The following is a 17,626-nucleotide window of genomic DNA, read 5'->3' on the forward strand; positions in this document are numbered from 1 at the left end:
CGCTCCAGCCGCCCCAAAGCTTTGCGTTATGTGCTAAAGCAGAATGGAGCTCGTATTGAGTTTTAGTGTTAAATCAAAACTATTAATTAGTGGTGGCGTTATTGCATCGGCTGCAGCTATATGGCATTTACTTTGTATTTGGGGCGGGCCAAGCTGGTTTGCTTTTGCACGAGCGCCTAAGCAAATCATAGACTCAGCTCAACAAGGTACTTTGCTTGCACCTGTCGGTACCATAATTGTTGCAGGTTTAATGCTGGCGTGTACGGTGTTTGCTTTTTCAGCCGTTGGTTTAATACGCAAGGTTCCATTGGTTAAACCTGCTTTAATTACCATCGCGTTACTTTGTACTTTGCGAGGATTAATTAGTATTCCAGCATTTGCTACAGCAACCGGTGTCGATATTTGGCAAATAGTTGCTAGCACTGTTTGGTTGTACGTTGGCGTTTGTTTTATTGTTGGCAGTATTGAGCATAGTACTGCTTTAAAATCAGGCACATAACAATCAAATATTATCGCCAGCAAAAAGCGCTGGATGCGACGTCAACCCGCTGCGCGGCTTTCCGCGCTAAATTTTGGCGTTAGCCACTCATTGAGAAGTTTCCTATGCTAGAAACAGAACAACTTCAGTACATCCTAGACAAGCAGCTTGGCTGGATCGCCTCCGCCGACTCACGCCTTTCTTTGGTGTTGCCGCTGTCGACAGCCATGCTAGGTGCTTTAGCTGTGTACGCCCCACAACCAAGCCAATGGACCCTAATGGCAGGTATTCCAACCGCTTTCGCGATCTTCTTCCTCGGCTTGAGCATAGTCTTCTGTGCCTGCGCTTCGTTCCCACGAACTGACGGTACCAAGGGCTCTCTAACATTCTTTGGGGGAATCGTGTCTAGGGATCTTTCCCAATTTCGAGCTGCCGTTAAGGCAGCACAGAGCGGCGATTTGCAAGATGACCTCGTTCAGCAATGCCATATCAATGCTCAGATTGCTTCAACGAAGTTCTCTTGGGTGAAGCGTGGAATGGCTTCTATGCTCATCGCGACGCTGCCGTGGGCTTTTGCCATCTATCAGTTTTATGGGATGACAGATGGCTCTGTCTGACGACCTTACGCGAGACATCCAGACGTTTATCTCCACAGCGTGGGATAAGAGAGATGGTCGGAAAATTCCTTCGACGGACGAAGTTGCGCTCGCTGGCGGCGCTGTTGAGATTGAAGCAACTTTTCTCTATGCAGACCTAGCTGATTCATCAAAAATGGTCAAAGAGATTGACAGGCGTATCGCTGCTAAGATCATAAAATCTTTTCTTTATTGCGCGTCTAAGCTAATAGTTGCTCACGGAGGCAAGATCGTTAGCTTTGATGGTGATCGCGTCATGGGCGTATTCTATGGAGATGCAAAAAATAGTTCCGCTGCAAAGTGCGCATTACAGATAAAATGGGCGGTTGATAAGATACGGGAGAAGTTCGAGTCGAACTACGAATCTGTACGAAACGCCTCATTCAATATCAGACACGGCGTTGGTGTTGATACCGGAACAGTCCTCGCCGTACGGGGCGGAGTTCGTGGCACCAACGACCTCATCTGGATTGGACGCGCACCAAACCTTGCGGCCAAAATGAGTGATCTTCGTGAGCACCCTCATAGCTCGTTTATTACCGCTGCTGTTTTCAACATGCTCAATGATGAGTCAAAGTATGGTGGAACCGAGAACAAACTAATGTGGGAGAGGCGCACATGGAACTTCCTGGGCGAGGCCCTGTATATCTATCGTTCCAGCTGGCATTGGAAGCCGTAAGCGGCTAACAATTCATTCAAACCGACGCCGCTTCGCCGCGCGGCTTAATTCAGGCGTTCTGCTAACACCTAAAAGCGGACTTTACAGCCTTAAAGTTGGAATGTCTGCAATTGGCACAAAGCCGAGATCCGACGAAGTGGTACTTTCCGTGAAAGTTGTGGTGCGATTAATTTGCAACACGTGGTAAGGAGCGGTTGCAATGTGGTGGTAAATTAAGTGCAATTAATCAAGAAGGTGAATCAATGAGTGAACAACTGAACTGTCAAAGCCGCATGGATGCGGCGACAACTCTGTACTTGCCGCAAACAACTATCCCCGTCCTGCTAAACCAATGACGTAAACTCCTATCTCTCCCGACTTGTTGGAACAAGTCGCACTCACAAGGTGCAATTAAACACTGAACAAAAATTCATGGATGAATGGTTACCGCCGAAGGACTCGGCGCAAATAAAAAACGTACATACCATTATACACAGTATGTACGTTTGAAATAAAAGCCGCTGACCTTATATGTAAAGCCCTGTCACTCACTCACACGCGAATAGACACTGTTTTTACTATATACTCGAAATAGGGTGTGGTTTTTTTTTAACCCTAATATGGGCTAACGCATTCGATTAAACTCTTGCTCAGCTTGTTCGCGTGACATGCCGTAATGCTCTTGCATTTTACCGCAAAATTTATCTATTCTGCCATCCACTTGCTGCAAATCGTCATCAGTTAACTTGCCCCATTTTTCTTTAATAGAGCCTGTCATTTGTTTCCACTTACCTTCTGCAATATCACTATTCATAGAATATCTCCTGGTCGAGTAGTTAGAAAAAGCAATGCTTGGTCAAACCCAAGAATGCCCGTCACTTAAGATAATGCAAAAGCCACTCCAACTTTAAAAATCATTAAAAATCAACACGTTGAATTAAATCTTACTAATAACATCCTTTTAAATTTTACATAAAAGGTAAAACTTACTCACACACTTGCAATATATGCATACTAGGCATGATTGATGCTGTGTATTTTCATTTGCAGCTTCCTCTAGCCAGTGGTAATATGTCGCGCCCCTAAATATAGGGCATCCAACCTGAGACTGGTCGCAAGTCTTGGGACACACTAATTTTTGGAGTATACAATGTCTGATTTAACTTTAAATGCAGAAGTCCGTACTGACTCGGGGAAAGGTGCGAGCCGCCGCCTGCGTCACGAAGACAAAGTTCCAGCTATCATCTACGGTGGTAGTAAAGATGCGCTTTCAATATCCATAGAGCACTCTAAATTATTAAAAGCCCAAACTGATGAAGCTTTTTACTCACAAATTATCACTTTAGTTGTTGGTAAAGAAAAAGTTAAAGCTATCGTTAAAGCAATGCAACGTCACCCGTTTAAGCCAAAAATCATGCACGTTGACTTTCAACGCGTTGAAGCTGGTCATGAATTAAAATCTATTCTTGCCATTCATTTAATCAATGAAGAAGCGGCAGTTAAGAAAGGTGGTGTTGTTGTTCGTGGTGCTAACGAAATCGAAATTTCTTGTTTGCCTAAAGACTTACCAGATGCTATCGAAGTTGACATCAGTGAAATGGAAGTAGGTACTACTATTCACTTATCTGAAATTAAAGCGCCTAAAGGTGTTACCTTTACTCAATTAACGAAAGGCGAAGGTCATGACCTAGCTATCGTTTCTGTGAATAAGCCAGGCGGCAAAGCTGTTGAAGACAGCGAAGAAGATAGTGAAGAAGAAACTGATACGCCTGAGTAATGTCGGTTAATACTCAGTCAGCTGTGCAGTTGATTGTGGGCTTGGGTAATCCAGGCCCTGAATATAGCCAGACCCGGCATAATGCTGGTGTCTGGTTTGTTTCTCAATTAGCACGCGCTTTTAATGTTAATTTAAAAAGCGAACCTAAATTTTTTGGCCATACTGGTAAATTTATTTGCGCAGGCCAAGAATATAAATTGCTGATCCCAGCAACTTACATGAATTTAAGCGGTAAAGCGGTGTTAGCAATGACACAGTTTTACAAGCTCACTCCTGAACAAATACTGGTTGCCCACGACGAAATGGCTTTAGCGCCAGGTAGTGCAAAATTTAAATTTGGCGGTGGACACGCTGGCCATAATGGTTTGCGTGATATTATTGCTAAATTTAGTAATAATGCTAATTTTTGCCGATTACGTATAGGCATAGGTCACCCAGGACATAAAGATCGCGTAACCGGTTATGTGCTTGGCAAAGCGCCTCAGTCTGAACAACAACTAATTGAAAGCTGTATTGATGAAGCTGTTAGTTGTTTTGATATTTTAGCGCGCGACGGTCTAGTTAAAGCACAAAACCGCTTACATAGTTTTACAGCCAGCTAAACTCAGCCGGCTCCCTATCTTAAGCACGCAAAGGAACATCTTATGGGTTTTAAATGTGGCATAGTTGGCTTACCTAATGTTGGTAAATCTACTCTCTTTAACGCGTTAACCAAGGCCGGTATTGAAGCTGCAAACTTCCCGTTCTGTACTATTGAACCAAATACTGGCGTAGTGCCAGTGCCTGACTTACGTTTAGATAAACTGGCTGAAATAGTTAAACCACAACGGGTGCTACCTACTACTATGGAGTTTGTCGATATCGCCGGTTTAGTCAAAGGCGCTTCACGTGGTGAAGGCTTAGGTAATAAGTTTTTAGCGAACATTCGTGAAACGGATGCTATTGGCCATGTAGTACGCTGTTTTGATGATGATAATATCATTCACGTTGCTAATAAAATTGATCCAGCCGATGACATTGAAACCATTAATATGGAATTAGTGCTAGCTGATATGGACAGCGCTGAGCGGGCTATTTTCCGCGTTAGCAAAAAAGCTAAAGGTGGTGATAAAGACGCTAAAGCTGAAACCTTAGTGTTAGAAAAAATAAAAGCACACTTAGAAAAAGGCGAAACTTTACGTCAGTTAGAGTTAGACAAGGATGAATTAGCTTTAATAGCTTATATGAACTTCTTAACCCTTAAGCCAACTATGTATATCGCCAACGTTACCGAGGACGGTTTTGAAAACAATCCTTATTTAGATGTCGTGCAAGCTATTGCTGACAAAGAAGGCGCTATAGTTGTCCCAGTTTGTGCTGCCATTGAGTCTGAAATTGCTGAACTAGATGACGATGAGCGTGCCGAGTTTATGGCTGATATGGGCTTAGAGGAACCAGGCCTTAATCGCGTCATTCGTGGTGGCTATTCATTACTAAGCTTACATACTTACTTTACAGCAGGTGTTAAAGAAGTACGGGCTTGGACTGTGACTATTGGCTCTACAGCCCCGCAAGCAGCTGGTGTTATTCATACAGATTTTGAAAAAGGCTTTATTCGTGCAGAAGTGGTAGGTTATGAAGACTTTGTCCAGTTCAAAGGTGAAGCCGGCGCTAAAGAAGCAGGCAAATGGCGCTTAGAAGGTAAAGATTACATTGTTAAAGATGGCGATGTCATGCATTTCCGTTTTAACGTCTAACGTTTTTCTTAAAATATGACAAACAAAAACCGGTGCAAGCACCGGTTTTTTATTTTGACCTATAAAAAAACTATGTTTAATTTTATTAAACTAACTGATTAGCCGTTTGATAATGGCTTTGTTTTGGCTAGCAAATCGGCGTTTTGCGTATTAATTCAGCAAACGAGCTAATAAAAGAATTTAAACTTAAAAAAACGGTTGACGCTATGCTGTCAGTTCAGGATAATACGCGCCACTTGCTTAGGTGAAGTTTGTAAGGCTACATAGCTCAGCTGGTTAGAGCACAGCACTCATAATGCTGGGGTCGCAGGTTCGATTCCCGCTGTAGCCACCACTTACTTTACCTGTGCATGCGGAAGTGGCGAAATTGGTAGACGCACTGGATTTAGGTTCCAGCGCCGCGAGGCGTGAGAGTTCGAGTCTCTCCTTCCGCACCACTCTAAGTGGTTGCACACAAGTACTGCAGGGGCGTAGCCAAGCGGTAAGGCAACGGGTTTTGATCCCGTCATGCGTTGGTTCGAATCCAGCCGCCCCTGCCATTAATTTCAGTGTTAATGGTTTTTTTAAACGATTATTACACACCCTGTTTTGCAGGGGCGTAGCCAAGCGGTAAGGCAACGGGTTTTGATCCCGTCATGCGTTGGTTCGAATCCAGCCGCCCCTGCCATTAGATACTAAACCCAGCTTTTGCTGGGTTTTCTGTTTTTAGCTTAAATAAAACCTAACGCTTTAACTTAAACCTACCGCATATCTAGTAACTATATTTTTCAACTCACCACTCTTACTCGCAGCCTTCATAGCTAACTGGCGCAATTTGCGCACCAGCGGTATTTTCTGGCTAAAACCAAGATAAAACGTATCCATAGCAGCCATCATAATAGTATTAGCTAGACGGCGCTTACGTTGATAATTAGCTAATAATTCAGTTGCCGCTATATCACCAGCTTGGTTATAAGCCGTAATAATTAGTTCAGTTAACAATTTAGCGTCGGCAAAGCCTAAATTAACCCCTTGCCCTGCTAAAGGGTTAATAGTGTGAGCCGCATCGCCCACTACAACTACTCTTTGCTCAAAGTAGTTATTTACCTGCATTTTTGCTAACGGAAACCAACCAGTTTGCTTTACTTCTATTTGGCCTAACTGCTGCGGAAAGGCTTGCTGCACTAGGGGTTGCAATTCAGCTAAACTTAGTGCGGCAAGCTGTTTAACTTTTGCCGCCTTGTCATACCACACTAAGGATGCTTGATTATTAATTAAAGGCAAAAAGGCTCTAGGACCTTGTTCTGTAAATTGCTGCCAAGTAATATCTTGTTGGCCATAAGGGGTGTTAACTTGAACAATTAAACAAGCTTGTTGATACTGCCAGCCATGGGTGCCAATTCCGGCAAGTTGACGTAACTGTGAGTTTGCGCCATCGGCTGCAATCACTAGTTTTGCCTGTAATACTTCACCACTATTTAATGTCACTATAGCTTGGCTAGCTTCTTGTTGTAAGCCGCTAACCTGCGCTGGGCAATATAGACTTACTTTATCGGCAAACTGCTGCCAACAAGCCAGTTGCAGTAATCTATTTTCAACAATATGCCCCAAGTGGCTGTGTTTAATATCTTTAGCATCAAAGCTCACTACGCTGTGTTGATGCTCAAAAGCCTGTAGCCGCTGATAGGGACATAACCGCATCTGCTGTAAATGTTGCCAAGCACCAAGTTTGCTTAACCAAGCCTCGCTAGCCAGATTTATTGACGACACCCGTAAATCTGGTTCGCTGTTAGGGTCAAAAGGCGCAGGCAGGCGCTGCTCAACAATAGCAACTTGTATACCCGCCTCTGCCAAGGCTAAGGCTGTTGCTGCCCCTACCATGCCACCACCAACAACAATTACATCGTATTTCATTAGCTTAACTTCACTGGTTTTAATTGCTTTATCGCTTATTGTACGCAGTAGGCAGTAATTTTGACAATAGAGCTTGACGACAGCGCAAAAATACGGCATTTTCGCGCCCTATTTGGCATAGCCTACTTCTAGTGCTAGCCTATTACTTTTATTTCTGCTGGAGATAACTAATGCGTAATGTAACTGTTGCTGCAACACAAATGATTGGTGGCTGGGATGTTGACCAAAACATTCAACGTGCTGAGCGCTTAGTGCGTGATGCTGTTAGTAAAGGTGCACAAATTGTTCTACTTCAAGAATTGTTTGAACGTAATTATTTTTGTCAGAAACAAAAGCCTGAATATTTAGACTTTGCAACTTCTGTTGATGAGAACCCTGCTGTACAGCACTTTAGTAAAATTGCTAAAGAGCTCAAGGTTGTATTGCCGATTAGTATTTATGAGCGCGCTGGTCATTGCTTATATAATAGCGTGGTTATTTTAGATGCGGATGGCAGCAACTTAGGCGTCTATCGTAAAAGCCATATTCCAGATGGCCCAGGTTATAGTGAAAAATATTACTTCACTCCAGGTGATACGGGCTTTAAAGTCTTTGATACTCAGTACGCTAAAATTGGTGTTGGTATTTGTTGGGACCAATGGTTTCCTGAGTGTGCCCGTAGTATGGCATTAATGGGAGCAGAGTTATTATTTTACCCAACCGCTATTGGTACTGAACCGCATGATGCCACTATTAACTCTAGCGGCCACTGGCAGCGTACCCAACAAGGCCATGCTGCAGCAAACGTTACGCCATTAATTGCCTCAAACCGTATTGGTACTGAAACTGAAGGCGATTATTCTATTACCTTTTACGGCTGCTCTTTTATTGCTGATGAATCAGGCGAAAAAGTACAAGAAGCTGGCCGCACTGAAGAAGAAGTATTAGTGCATACTTTTGATTTAGACGCTATAGCGGCAACCCGCCGCGCTTGGGGCGTGTTCCGTGACCGTCGTATCGATTTATATGGTGCCGTACTCACTAAAGATGGCGTGACTAAACAACCTAAAACACAGGGCGATAACTAAGTGGCATACAGTAACTTATCTAATACTCCGACTGCCGATGGTTTTAGCATGCCAGCTGAATGGGTTGAGCATAAACAAACTTGGCTGATCTGGCCCGAGCGTACCGATAGCTGGCGTTTAGGTGCTAAACCGGCCCAACAAGCCTTTGTTGCGGTTATTAAAGCCATAGCCCAATTTGAACCAGTAAGTGTAGGCGTATCTGCTAACCAATATGCTAACGCAGTTGCTCAACTAACCGATACCGGCAGCAAATTTGCTATTCGCGTTGTAGAAATTGCTAACAACGACTCTTGGTGCCGTGATACCGGCCCTACTTTTGTCACTAATGGCAAAGGTGAAGTGCGCGGCATAGACTGGGCTTTTAACGCTTGGGGTGGCTTAAATGGCGGCTTATATTTCCCTTGGGATAAAGACGACCAAGTTGCCAGTAAAATTTTAGGTATTGAACAATTGCCCCGCTATCGCACTGATAACTTTGTGTTAGAAGGCGGCGCTATTCACGTTGATGGTGAAGGCACTTTGCTTACAACTGAGGTGTGTTTATTAAATGCAAACCGCAACCCAGATTTAAGCCGTGAACAAATCGAACAACAAATGCGTGATTATTTGGGCATTGAAAAAGTACTTTGGTTAAAACAAGGTATTTATAATGATGAAACCGATGATCATATCGATAATATGGCCTGTTTTGTTAAACCTGGTGAAGTGGTATTAGCATGGACAGATGATGAAAACGATCCGCAATATGCGCGCTCTAAAGCTGCCTTAGATTACTTAGAAGCCAGCACTGATGCCAAAGGTCGTAAAATTATTGTCCACAAGCTACCACAGCCTAAGCCTATTATTGCTACCGCTGATGAGTACGCTACAGTAGATGACTCTATGATGGCCAAGCCGCGTGAAGCCAATACTCGCTTAGCGGGTTCATACATTAACTTCTACTTGTGTAATGGTGGCTTAATCATGCCTACTTTTGATGACCCTAACGATAAAGTAGCGGCTGATATTTTACAAAAGCTATTCCCAGAGCACAAAGTTGTTTGCGTACCTGGGCGTGAAATATTATTGGGTGGCGGTAATATCCACTGTATTACCCAGCAACAACCTGCAAAATAATCACTAAGGGGGAATTATTATTCCCCCTTCTTCTTTAGGTTTAAGGAGTTATTATGTCTAAAGCCTGCGCAATACATATTTTAGTAAAAACTAAACCTGAAGCAGAAAAGCTTAAACAACAACTGGCTAAAGGTGCTGATTTTGGCAAACTGGCCAAGCAACACTCGCTGTGCCCATCAGGCAAAAAAGGCGGTGATTTAGGCGAGTTTAAAAAAGGCCAAATGGTTAAAGCGTTTGATGATGTTGTATTTAAACAAGCAATTTTAGAGGTGCATGGCCCAATTAAAACCCAATTTGGTTACCATTTAATTAAAACCTTGTATCGCAGTTAAATGTTTAGTGCTGAATTTTGAGTGCTGAGTGTTTAGTTTGGACTGTGGACTAACTTAAGATAAATTATTGAGGTTCGGTTTTACCCTAAACTAACCATTGCAGCCCTGGACGGGCGTAAATGAGCCCCCAGGGATGGGTTTACGGCGTGTTAGTGTGGGTAAACCGAACCGTATACACTTGAGTGTTAAGTTTTAAGTGTGGGCTGACTAACATAAATTATTGAGGAACGCTTTTAGCCTAAACTAACTATTGCAGCCCAGAATTAGCGGTAAGCTAATGCAGGGCTTTAAGGAGTAGTATTAGTATTACTGGCCTTTAATTTCGCTACGGCCTTTATATGGTGCTTTGCTACCTAATTCCTGCTCAATGCGCAGTAATTGGTTATACTTAGCAACCCGATCAGAGCGGCATAATGAACCAGTTTTAATTTGGCCAGCTGCAGTACCTACGGCTAAATCAGCAATAAAGGCATCTTCAGTTTCACCGCTACGGTGAGAAATAACAGCTGTGAAACCAGCATCTTTAGCCATTTTAATAGCGGCTAAGGTTTCGGTTAATGAGCCAATTTGGTTAAATTTAATTAAGATTGAGTTACCAATACCTTGCTCGATGCCGCGAGTTAAAATTTTAGTATTAGTAACAAATAAATCATCACCAACTAGCTGCACTTTATCGCCAATCTTAGTGGTTAAATCTTTCCAGCCATCCCAGTCGCTTTCATCTAAACCGTCTTCGATAGACACAATAGGATACTTCTGAGTTAAACCTGCTAAATAGTCATTAAAGCCAAAAGAGTCAAAGCTCTTATCTTCGCCGCTTAATACGTATTTACCATCGTGGTAAAACTCAGTGGCTGCGCAGTCTAAAGCTAGCGTGATATCTTTATCCATAACATAACCTGCTGCATTTACTGCAGCTACAATGGCTGTTAAGGCATCTTCATTAGATTTTAAATCAGGCGCAAAACCACCTTCATCACCTACAGCTGTATTTAAGCCACGGTTTTGTAATTCTTTTTTCAGACTGTGGAAAATTTCCGCGCCCATGCGCAGTGCTTCAGCAAAGGTTTTAGCACCCACAGGCTGGATCATAAACTCTTGAATATCAACGTTGTTATCAGCATGCTCACCACCATTGATAATATTCATCATAGGCACTGGCATACTAAACTGGCCTGAGGTGCCATTTAAATCTGCGATATGTTGATATAAAGGGATCTTTTTATCTGCAGCTGCAGCGCGTGCTACGGCTAAAGAAACGGCTAAAATAGCGTTAGCACCTAAGTTACTCTTAGTTTCAGTACCATCTAAATCAATCATGATCTGATCAATTTCAGCTTGGTTATAAGCACTCTTGCCCTTTAACGCTTGTAAAATTGGGCCTGTAATATTTGCTACGGCTTTAGTAACACCTTTCCCTAAATAACGGCTCTTATCACCATCACGTAATTCAAGCGCTTCTCGCGAGCCGGTTGAGGCACCGGATGGTGCACAACCACGGCCCATTACACCACTCGCTAAATACACATCAGCTTCTACAGTAGGGTTGCCACGTGAGTCCATAATTTCACGAGCGATAATGTTTACGATATCAGACATGGTAAGATTCCTGTTAAAACTAAAAAGCCGTGTTAATAAACACGGCTTAGACAATATTATACTCGTTGCAACTTTTGAAACTTAAAAGCAGCGGCAACAAAAGCTTGAAATAATGGGTGGCCATCCCGCGGAGTTGAATTAAACTCTGGGTGGAACTGCCCTGCAATAAACCAAGGGTGAGTTGGGATTTCGATCATTTCAACTAATTGATTATCTGCTGAAAGCCCTGAAACCACTAAGCCGGCAGCTTCTAATTGCGGACGTAAATTGTTATTTACTTCATAACGGTGCCTATGGCGCTCTTGAATAACTTCTTTAGCATAAACTTCATAAGCTTTAGTGTTAGCCACTAAATTACAGTTTTGGCTACCTAAGCGCATAGTACCGCCTAAGTCTGAAGAATCAGTACGCACTTCAATTGAACCGTCTGCATCACGCCACTCGGTAATTAAACCAACCACAGGGTAAGCAGTTTCTGGGTTAAACTCAGTTGAATGAGCATCTTTCATACCTGCCACATTGCGCGCAAATTCAATAAGCGCAACCTGCATACCCAAACAAATACCAAAATAAGGAATATCATTTTCACGGGCATATTGAGCAGCAAGAATTTTGCCTTCAACACCGCGCTCACCAAAGCCACCTGGCACTAGAATACCGTCTAAGCCAGCTAGCATAGCAACGCCTTTGCTTTCTAAGTCTTGCGAGTCAATATATTTAATATTAACTGTCACTCGATTCTTTAAGCCAGCATGACCTAAGGCTTCATTAACAGATTTATAAGCATCTGGTAATTCAACATATTTGCCTACTAAACCAATAGTCACTTCACCATTAGGGTTTGACTCTTGATATAACACTTGTTCCCATTCAGCTAAATCTGCTTCAGGCGCCTCAATATGGAAGCGGCGACACACTAAGTCGTCTAAACCTTGCGATTTTAAAATTGCTGGAATTTGATAAATGCTTGAGACGTCTTTTAGGCCAATAACAGCTTTTTCTTCAACATTAGTAAATAAAGCAATTTTAGCCCGCTCATTATTAGGGATAGGTCGGTCCGAGCGACAAACTAAAATATCAGGCTGAATACCAATAGAACGTAACTCTTTAACAGAGTGCTGGGTTGGCTTAGTTTTAATTTCACCCGCAGTGCCTAAATACGGCACTAAGGTTAAATGCATAAACAAAGTACGCTCACGACCTACTTCAGTGCCAAGCTGACGAATAGCCTCTAAAAATGGCAATGATTCAATATCACCCACAGTACCGCCAATTTCTACAATGGCAATATCATAGCCTTCAGCGCCCGCAACAACCCGCGCTTTTATTTCATTGGTAATATGCGGTATAACCTGAATAGTAGCGCCAAGATAGTCACCACGGCGCTCTCTGCGCAACACATCAGCGTAAATACGACCTTGAGTAAAGTTATTTAGCTTAGACATTTTAGTGCGAATAAAGCGCTCATAATGGCCTAAGTCTAAATCAGTCTCTGCGCCATCTTCTGTAACAAAAACTTCACCATGTTGAATCGGGCTCATAGTCCCAGGGTCAACGTTGATGTAGGGGTCGAGTTTAAGGATAGTGACCTTTAGACCGCGAGCTTCTAATATTGCCGCTAACGAAGCAGCAGCAATGCCTTTACCGAGCGATGAAACCACGCCACCCGTCACAAAGATATATCTTGTAGTCATAAGACCCCTGAGACAATATTGAACAATAAATAAACACCAATACTTAAAAAAACTAAGCTCCCAGTGCGTTAACACAGGGAAGACAAGATGGATCAAGAATTGGTATCAGGACGGGAGAAAATTATAGCAAAGCCTAGCTAAGCACTCAACGTAAAGCTGCAGCTTTCTGAATTAATTATTTTATTCAGGCTTAAGCTGCTGCTTAACTAGCTGCCAGCTGGCTTCCATTTCATCTAACGTTGCTTGCTCTAAACTGCCCTTTTCCGCGGTTATTGCCTGCTCTACGGCACGAAAACGCTGTTCAAATTTATTATTAGCAGCCCGTAGTACCGCTTCTGGGTCAAGTTTATGTTTACGTACTACATTAACTAAAGCAAACATTAAGTCACCTAATTCTTCGGCTAACTCGGGGCTTGCTGGGCTAGTTGCTTCTACTTCGGCTATTTCTTCTTTTACTTTTAACCAGCAACCTTCTACCGTTGGCCAGTCAAAACCTACAGTAGCGCAGCGTTTTTGTAACTTATTAGCACGGCTTAAGGCTGGCATGGCGTGGGGAATATTATCCAGCACACTATGCTGACCAACTTGTTTACGCTCAGTGCTTTTTAAGGCTTCCCAATTTTTTAATACAGCATCAGAGTCAGCAAGTGTTTTATTTGCAAAAACATGTGGATGCCTACGCTCTAGCTTATCGCAAATAGCCGCAACACAGTCATCAAACTCAAAGCGGCCTTCTTCTTTGGCTATTTGGGCATAAAACACCACTTGAAACAGTAAATCACCTAGCTCATCTTTTAGCTCAGTAAAGTCTTCACGGCTAATGGCATCTGCAACTTCATAGGCTTCTTCTAATGTATAAGGCACTATACTGGCATAGGTTTGCTTTAAATCCCACGGGCAGCCCGTATTGGGATCCCGTAATTTCGCCATAATACTAAGTAAGCGCGGTATATTTTCTGCCACTTTAAAGTCCATTATTAGGTTGTTTTTTAACACTAATGTGTAAAACGTTTAGCTTCAATTATATCCTCTAGTTGATTAATTTTACTTAACAATTTATTTAGTGAATCTAGGTTGTACAGTTCTAATGTCATATCTAAAACCGCTGTCTGCGCTTTGGTATCAGAACTGCTGTTTATTTTAGTCACGTTAGCTTTTTCATTGGCTAAAATATTAGTAATGTCGCGTAATAAATTACTGCGATCATGGGCAACAATTCGAATATTCACTTCATAGCCTGAAGCATACTTGCCGCCCCAACTAGCTTCTACTGCTCGTTCTGGATGGCTATCTTGCAAGGCCTTAAATTGCTCACAATCATCACGATGAATGGCAATTCCTCTGCCTTGCGTAATATAGCCAACAATACCATCGCCTGGTAGCGGCTGACAGCAACCAGCGGTATGAGTTAATAAGTTACCTACACCTTGTACTACTACATCGCTTTTAGCTTTTAGCGCTGCGGGTAAAGGCTTAGTGTTTAGTCGAGGGTCTATCTCAGGGGTTTCTGTTTTGTCGTGTTGACTTTGGATAAAGTGCACCACTTGGGTTAGCTTAATATCGCTACCACCAATACCAACATACAACTCATCTATTGAATTTACATTAAAACGTTTCAGTAATTTTTGTACTTGGCCAAGTTGCAAGTTTAAGCGAGTTAATTCAGTATCTAGTAACTCTTTACCTGCTGCCAAGTTTTTATCTTTATCCTGTTGGCGAAACCAATACTGCACTTTAGAACGAGCACGGCTAGATTTAATGTACCCCAAGTGTGGGTTTAACCAGTCTCGGCTAGGATTAGGTTCACGGCCGGTTAGAATATCAACCTGATCGCCGGTTTTTAAGTGATAGGTAAAAGGCACAATGCGGCCTGAAATTTTCGCGCCAATACAACGATGGCCAACATTAGAGTGAACATAATAAGCGAAATCTAATGGGGTAGAACCTAAGGGTAAATCGACAATGTCACCTTTGGGCGTAAACACATAAACTCGATCTTCAATCACCTGATTACGTAATTCTTCAACAAGCTCGGCGGAATCAACAACCTCTTCTTGCCATTGTAGTAACTTACGCAACCACTCAATTTTTTCGTCATTCGCAGCAGATTTCGTTTTAGCACCACCCTCTTTATAACGCCAATGCGCTGCCACACCAAGCTCAGAGTCTTCATGCATTTGCTGAGTGCGAATTTGAATTTCGATTACTCTTCCTTGAGGCCCTAAAACTACGGTATGAATGGATTGATAACCATTTTGTTTTGGCGTAGCAATATAGTCATCAAACTCTTTAGGTAAATGGCGCCAACTAGTATGCACTATGCCTAAAGCTGCATAACAATCTTGCACTCTTTCTGTGACAATACGCACGGCTCTTATATCGTACAACTGATCAAACGCTAGTTGTTTTTTCTGCATTTTTTTCCAAATACTAAAAATATGCTTGGGTCGGCCTTGTACTTCTACCTTTAATTGCTCAGCTGACATTTTTTGCTGTAAAGAACTAACAAAATCTTGCAGGTATTGCTCGCGGTCTAAGCGCCGCTCTTCTAATAGTCCTGCTATTTGTTTATATAAAACTGGGTGCAAATAACGAAAAGCTAAATCTTCTAGCTCCCACTTTAACTGACCAATGCCTAATCTATTAGCTAAAGGGGCAAAGATAGCGTTAGTTTCTTTAGCAGCTAATACTCGGGTTTCTTCATCAGCATCTTTAACATGGCGCAAATAGCAAATTTGCCCTGCTAGTTTAATCACTACTGCCCTAACATCTTCAACCATAGCCAATAACATGCGACGTAAATTATCTGCTTGTTGCGGATTAACACTATGATTTGGGCCTGTAGGTATAGTTCGAATAGCCTCCATTTGCTTAACTGAGTTAAGTAAACGTATAACATTTTCTGAAAATTGGCTGGCTAAGGTTTCTTGATCAATTAATTTAGCGTCTAACAGTGGAAATAATAACGCAGCAAGTAAGGAGTCTATATCCATTCTTAACTCAGCCAGAATTTCTACCATTCTCCAGCCAGTTTTTACTTCAGGGATAGATGCATCAAGATCAGCTTGCTTTAGCCACCTTTCAGCAGCCATTAGCTCGGTTACTTTTTTTTCAGTCAGTCCTAATGAACCTAACCATGCTAGAGTGTCATCACTACTATAAGCCGTGGTATGTGATAGACGAACCTTAACCATGCTGCAATCCCTCTTAATCGGATATTGGCTAAACTTTTAGCTAAACAATTAAAATTATTGTACAAACAAAGCCATTAACTCTAAATGGCGAGTGTGTGGAAACATATCTATGCTGCCAATTTTATCTAACCGGTAGCCGCTACTTAATAATACTTTAGCGTCACGCGCTAATGTTGCTGCATTACAAGACACATATAAAATTGTTTTCGGTTTTAACTTAACTACTTGCTCTATTGCACCATTAGCACCTGCTCTAGCAGGATCTAATAGTACTTTATTATACTGAGGCGTATTCCAACTGGCTTTAGGCCAAGCTAAATGTAAATCAGCTTGCGTTGCTGTAACATTATCCAATTGATTTACTGTAGCATTATGTAACAATTGTTGCACCATCTTGTCTATACCTTCAACAGCATGTATTGCTTTTACCTTTTGCGCTAAAGCCAAGCTAAAATTACCAATCCCCGCATATAAATCTAATACCGTATCAGTTGCCGTTGGCGCCAACCATTGCATAGCTTGATTTACCATAAGCTGATTAACTGCTGCATTTACTTGAATAAAGCTATCTAGACCAAACTCTAACCGTAAGCCCTGATTTTTCAGCATGTAATAAGGCTGGCTTAATGGCTGCTCGGTTTGCCAAGGCACAAATTCACCCGGCGCACTCTCGCCTAGCCAAATCGCTTTAGGCCATGCTTCAATAAAACGCTGCTTATCCTCTAAGGTTAAAGGTTGCACATGACGAATAATAATATAAGCCTGACCATCAGCATCAATTACTTCGACATGGGTCACCGCAGTTACACTAGACAATAACGGCAGCTGCGTAGCTAAAACTGAAAATATTGGTGCTAAAACCGGTGATAGCACTAAACAGTGCTGGATATCAATAATCTGTTTAGCATTGGCCTGACGAAAGCCAATGCTAAATTTACCTTGTTTTTTATCATACCAAACCCCGATCCGCGCTCGACGCCTATAGGCTGTATTGTCTACAGCTAGCATGGGCTGCCAAGCTAGACTGCTTAAACCTAGCTGATGGGTTAATAGCTGCTCTACCCCTTGTTGTTTTAATTGCCCTTGCTGACTGAGCGGTAAATATTGTAATTGACAACCACCACACTGGTTAGCATACAAACAAGGCGGCTTAATACGAGATTTAGCGGCTTGCTTTACTACTGTAGTACTAGCCTTAATAAAACCAGCCTTATCTTCTAACACTTTAGCCTGCACTAACTCTCCGGCTAAAGCGCCACTGACAAAAGCAATTTTATTACCTACTCTGGCCACTCCTTGTCCTTCATAGTCTGTGCTTTCAATCTGTAAGTTAATAAGATTGCCGGTTCGGCTTGGTTTTGTTTTTGCTTTGTAAATGCTGACCATAGGTTCTCTATCTGGTTATAGGCAACTGCGGTGTCTTGTGTCATTATCTGCCTGAGTATAT

At 42.3% G+C, this 17,626-nt stretch carries 16 protein-coding genes and 4 tRNA genes; 13 read left to right on the forward strand and 7 right to left on the reverse strand.

What is annotated here, in order from left to right:
• Nucleotides 1-55: 55 nt before the first annotated feature.
• The 3 genes from RDV63_RS11540 to RDV63_RS11550 all read left to right on the forward strand — a co-directional run bounded on the left by RDV63_RS11540 (nucleotide 56) and on the right by RDV63_RS11550 (nucleotide 1,792).
• A complete protein-coding gene (locus RDV63_RS11540; RefSeq protein ID WP_313909645.1) occupies nucleotides 56-499 on the forward strand; it encodes a hypothetical protein in 444 nt (147 codons plus the stop codon).
• Between the two features lie 104 nt (nucleotides 500-603).
• Entirely contained in the window at nucleotides 604-1,095 is a 492-nt protein-coding gene (locus RDV63_RS11545; RefSeq protein ID WP_313909646.1) for a Pycsar system effector family protein, read from the forward strand.
• Nucleotides 1,082-1,792: an adenylate/guanylate cyclase domain-containing protein gene (locus RDV63_RS11550; RefSeq protein ID WP_313909647.1), complete on the forward strand. Its 711-nt coding sequence runs from the start codon at nucleotides 1,082-1,084 to the stop codon at nucleotides 1,790-1,792. The genes RDV63_RS11545 and RDV63_RS11550 overlap by 14 nt, the downstream gene beginning before the upstream one ends.
• A 604-nt stretch (nucleotides 1,793-2,396) precedes the next feature.
• Here the strand turns inward: RDV63_RS11550 and RDV63_RS11555 are convergent.
• Nucleotides 2,397-2,585 carry a CsbD family protein gene (locus tag RDV63_RS11555; RefSeq protein WP_313909648.1) on the reverse strand — a complete coding sequence of 63 codons (189 nt, stop codon included), beginning with the start codon at nucleotides 2,583-2,585 and terminating at the stop codon, nucleotides 2,397-2,399.
• A 336-nt stretch (nucleotides 2,586-2,921) separates the two neighbouring features.
• Between RDV63_RS11555 and RDV63_RS11560 the strand changes: the two genes are divergently transcribed.
• The 7 genes from RDV63_RS11560 to RDV63_RS11590 all read left to right on the forward strand — a co-directional run bounded on the left by RDV63_RS11560 (nucleotide 2,922) and on the right by RDV63_RS11590 (nucleotide 5,951).
• Nucleotides 2,922-3,548 carry a 50S ribosomal protein L25/general stress protein Ctc gene (locus RDV63_RS11560; RefSeq protein ID WP_313909649.1) on the forward strand — a complete coding sequence of 209 codons (627 nt, stop codon included), beginning with the start codon at nucleotides 2,922-2,924 and terminating at the stop codon, nucleotides 3,546-3,548.
• On the forward strand, nucleotides 3,548-4,150 hold the full coding sequence (gene pth, locus RDV63_RS11565; RefSeq protein ID WP_313909650.1) for an aminoacyl-tRNA hydrolase: 603 nt from the start codon (nucleotides 3,548-3,550) through the stop codon (nucleotides 4,148-4,150). Before RDV63_RS11560 ends, pth begins: the two co-directional genes overlap by 1 nt.
• A gap of 42 nt (nucleotides 4,151-4,192) precedes the next feature.
• Nucleotides 4,193-5,284, forward strand: coding sequence for a redox-regulated ATPase YchF (ychF, locus tag RDV63_RS11570; protein ID WP_313909651.1), 1,092 nt, complete (start codon nucleotides 4,193-4,195; stop codon nucleotides 5,282-5,284).
• 257 nt (nucleotides 5,285-5,541) lie between these two features.
• A tRNA-Met gene (locus tag RDV63_RS11575) sits at nucleotides 5,542-5,618 on the forward strand.
• Between the two features lie 18 nt (nucleotides 5,619-5,636).
• A tRNA-Leu gene (locus RDV63_RS11580) sits at nucleotides 5,637-5,721 on the forward strand.
• A gap of 27 nt (nucleotides 5,722-5,748) precedes the next feature.
• Nucleotides 5,749-5,823: transfer RNA gene (locus RDV63_RS11585), tRNA-Gln, on the forward strand.
• Between the two features lie 53 nt (nucleotides 5,824-5,876).
• Nucleotides 5,877-5,951, forward strand: a tRNA-Gln gene (locus tag RDV63_RS11590).
• Nucleotides 5,952-6,013: 62 nt separating this feature from the next.
• Here the strand turns inward: RDV63_RS11590 and RDV63_RS11595 are convergent.
• Nucleotides 6,014-7,177 carry an FAD-dependent oxidoreductase gene (locus RDV63_RS11595; RefSeq protein ID WP_313909652.1) on the reverse strand — a complete coding sequence of 388 codons (1,164 nt, stop codon included), beginning with the start codon at nucleotides 7,175-7,177 and terminating at the stop codon, nucleotides 6,014-6,016.
• 170 nt (nucleotides 7,178-7,347) lie between these two features.
• Between RDV63_RS11595 and aguB the strand changes: the two genes are divergently transcribed.
• Genes aguB through ppiC form a run of 3 tightly spaced genes read left to right on the forward strand, consistent with a single transcriptional unit; the run spans nucleotide 7,348 to nucleotide 9,692 of the window.
• On the forward strand, nucleotides 7,348-8,244 hold the full coding sequence (aguB, locus tag RDV63_RS11600; RefSeq protein ID WP_313909653.1) for an N-carbamoylputrescine amidase: 897 nt from the start codon (nucleotides 7,348-7,350) through the stop codon (nucleotides 8,242-8,244).
• Nucleotides 8,245-9,360: an agmatine deiminase gene (gene aguA / locus RDV63_RS11605; protein WP_313909654.1), complete on the forward strand. Its 1,116-nt coding sequence runs from the start codon at nucleotides 8,245-8,247 to the stop codon at nucleotides 9,358-9,360.
• 53 nt (nucleotides 9,361-9,413) lie between these two features.
• Nucleotides 9,414-9,692 carry a peptidylprolyl isomerase PpiC gene (gene ppiC, locus RDV63_RS11610; protein ID WP_313909655.1) on the forward strand — a complete coding sequence of 93 codons (279 nt, stop codon included), beginning with the start codon at nucleotides 9,414-9,416 and terminating at the stop codon, nucleotides 9,690-9,692.
• Nucleotides 9,693-9,998: 306 nt separating this feature from the next.
• On the opposite strand, the gene eno is transcribed toward ppiC, so the two are convergent.
• The 5 genes from eno to rlmD form a co-directional block, all read right to left on the reverse strand.
• Nucleotides 9,999-11,291: a phosphopyruvate hydratase gene (gene eno / locus RDV63_RS11615; RefSeq protein ID WP_313909656.1), complete on the reverse strand. Its 1,293-nt coding sequence runs from the start codon at nucleotides 11,289-11,291 to the stop codon at nucleotides 9,999-10,001.
• A 56-nt stretch (nucleotides 11,292-11,347) separates the two neighbouring features.
• Nucleotides 11,348-12,985 carry a CTP synthase gene (locus RDV63_RS11620; protein ID WP_313909657.1) on the reverse strand — a complete coding sequence of 546 codons (1,638 nt, stop codon included), beginning with the start codon at nucleotides 12,983-12,985 and terminating at the stop codon, nucleotides 11,348-11,350.
• 180 nt (nucleotides 12,986-13,165) lie between these two features.
• The gene (mazG, locus tag RDV63_RS11625; protein WP_313909658.1) at nucleotides 13,166-13,948 is read right to left on the reverse strand and encodes a nucleoside triphosphate pyrophosphohydrolase; all 783 of its coding nucleotides are present in this window, start codon (nucleotides 13,946-13,948) and stop codon (nucleotides 13,166-13,168) included.
• 32 nt (nucleotides 13,949-13,980) lie between these two features.
• The gene (gene relA / locus RDV63_RS11630) at nucleotides 13,981-16,179 is read right to left on the reverse strand and encodes a GTP diphosphokinase (RefSeq protein WP_313909659.1); all 2,199 of its coding nucleotides are present in this window, start codon (nucleotides 16,177-16,179) and stop codon (nucleotides 13,981-13,983) included.
• 54 nt (nucleotides 16,180-16,233) lie between these two features.
• Nucleotides 16,234-17,565, reverse strand: a complete 1,332-nt coding sequence (gene rlmD / locus RDV63_RS11635; RefSeq protein WP_313909660.1) for a 23S rRNA (uracil(1939)-C(5))-methyltransferase RlmD — start codon at nucleotides 17,563-17,565, stop codon at nucleotides 16,234-16,236.
• Between the last annotated feature and the right edge of the window lie 61 nt (nucleotides 17,566-17,626).

The sequence above is a fragment of the Rheinheimera sp. MMS21-TC3 genome, assembly GCF_032229285.1.
Taxonomy (GTDB): Bacteria; Pseudomonadota; Gammaproteobacteria; order Enterobacterales; family Alteromonadaceae; genus Alishewanella.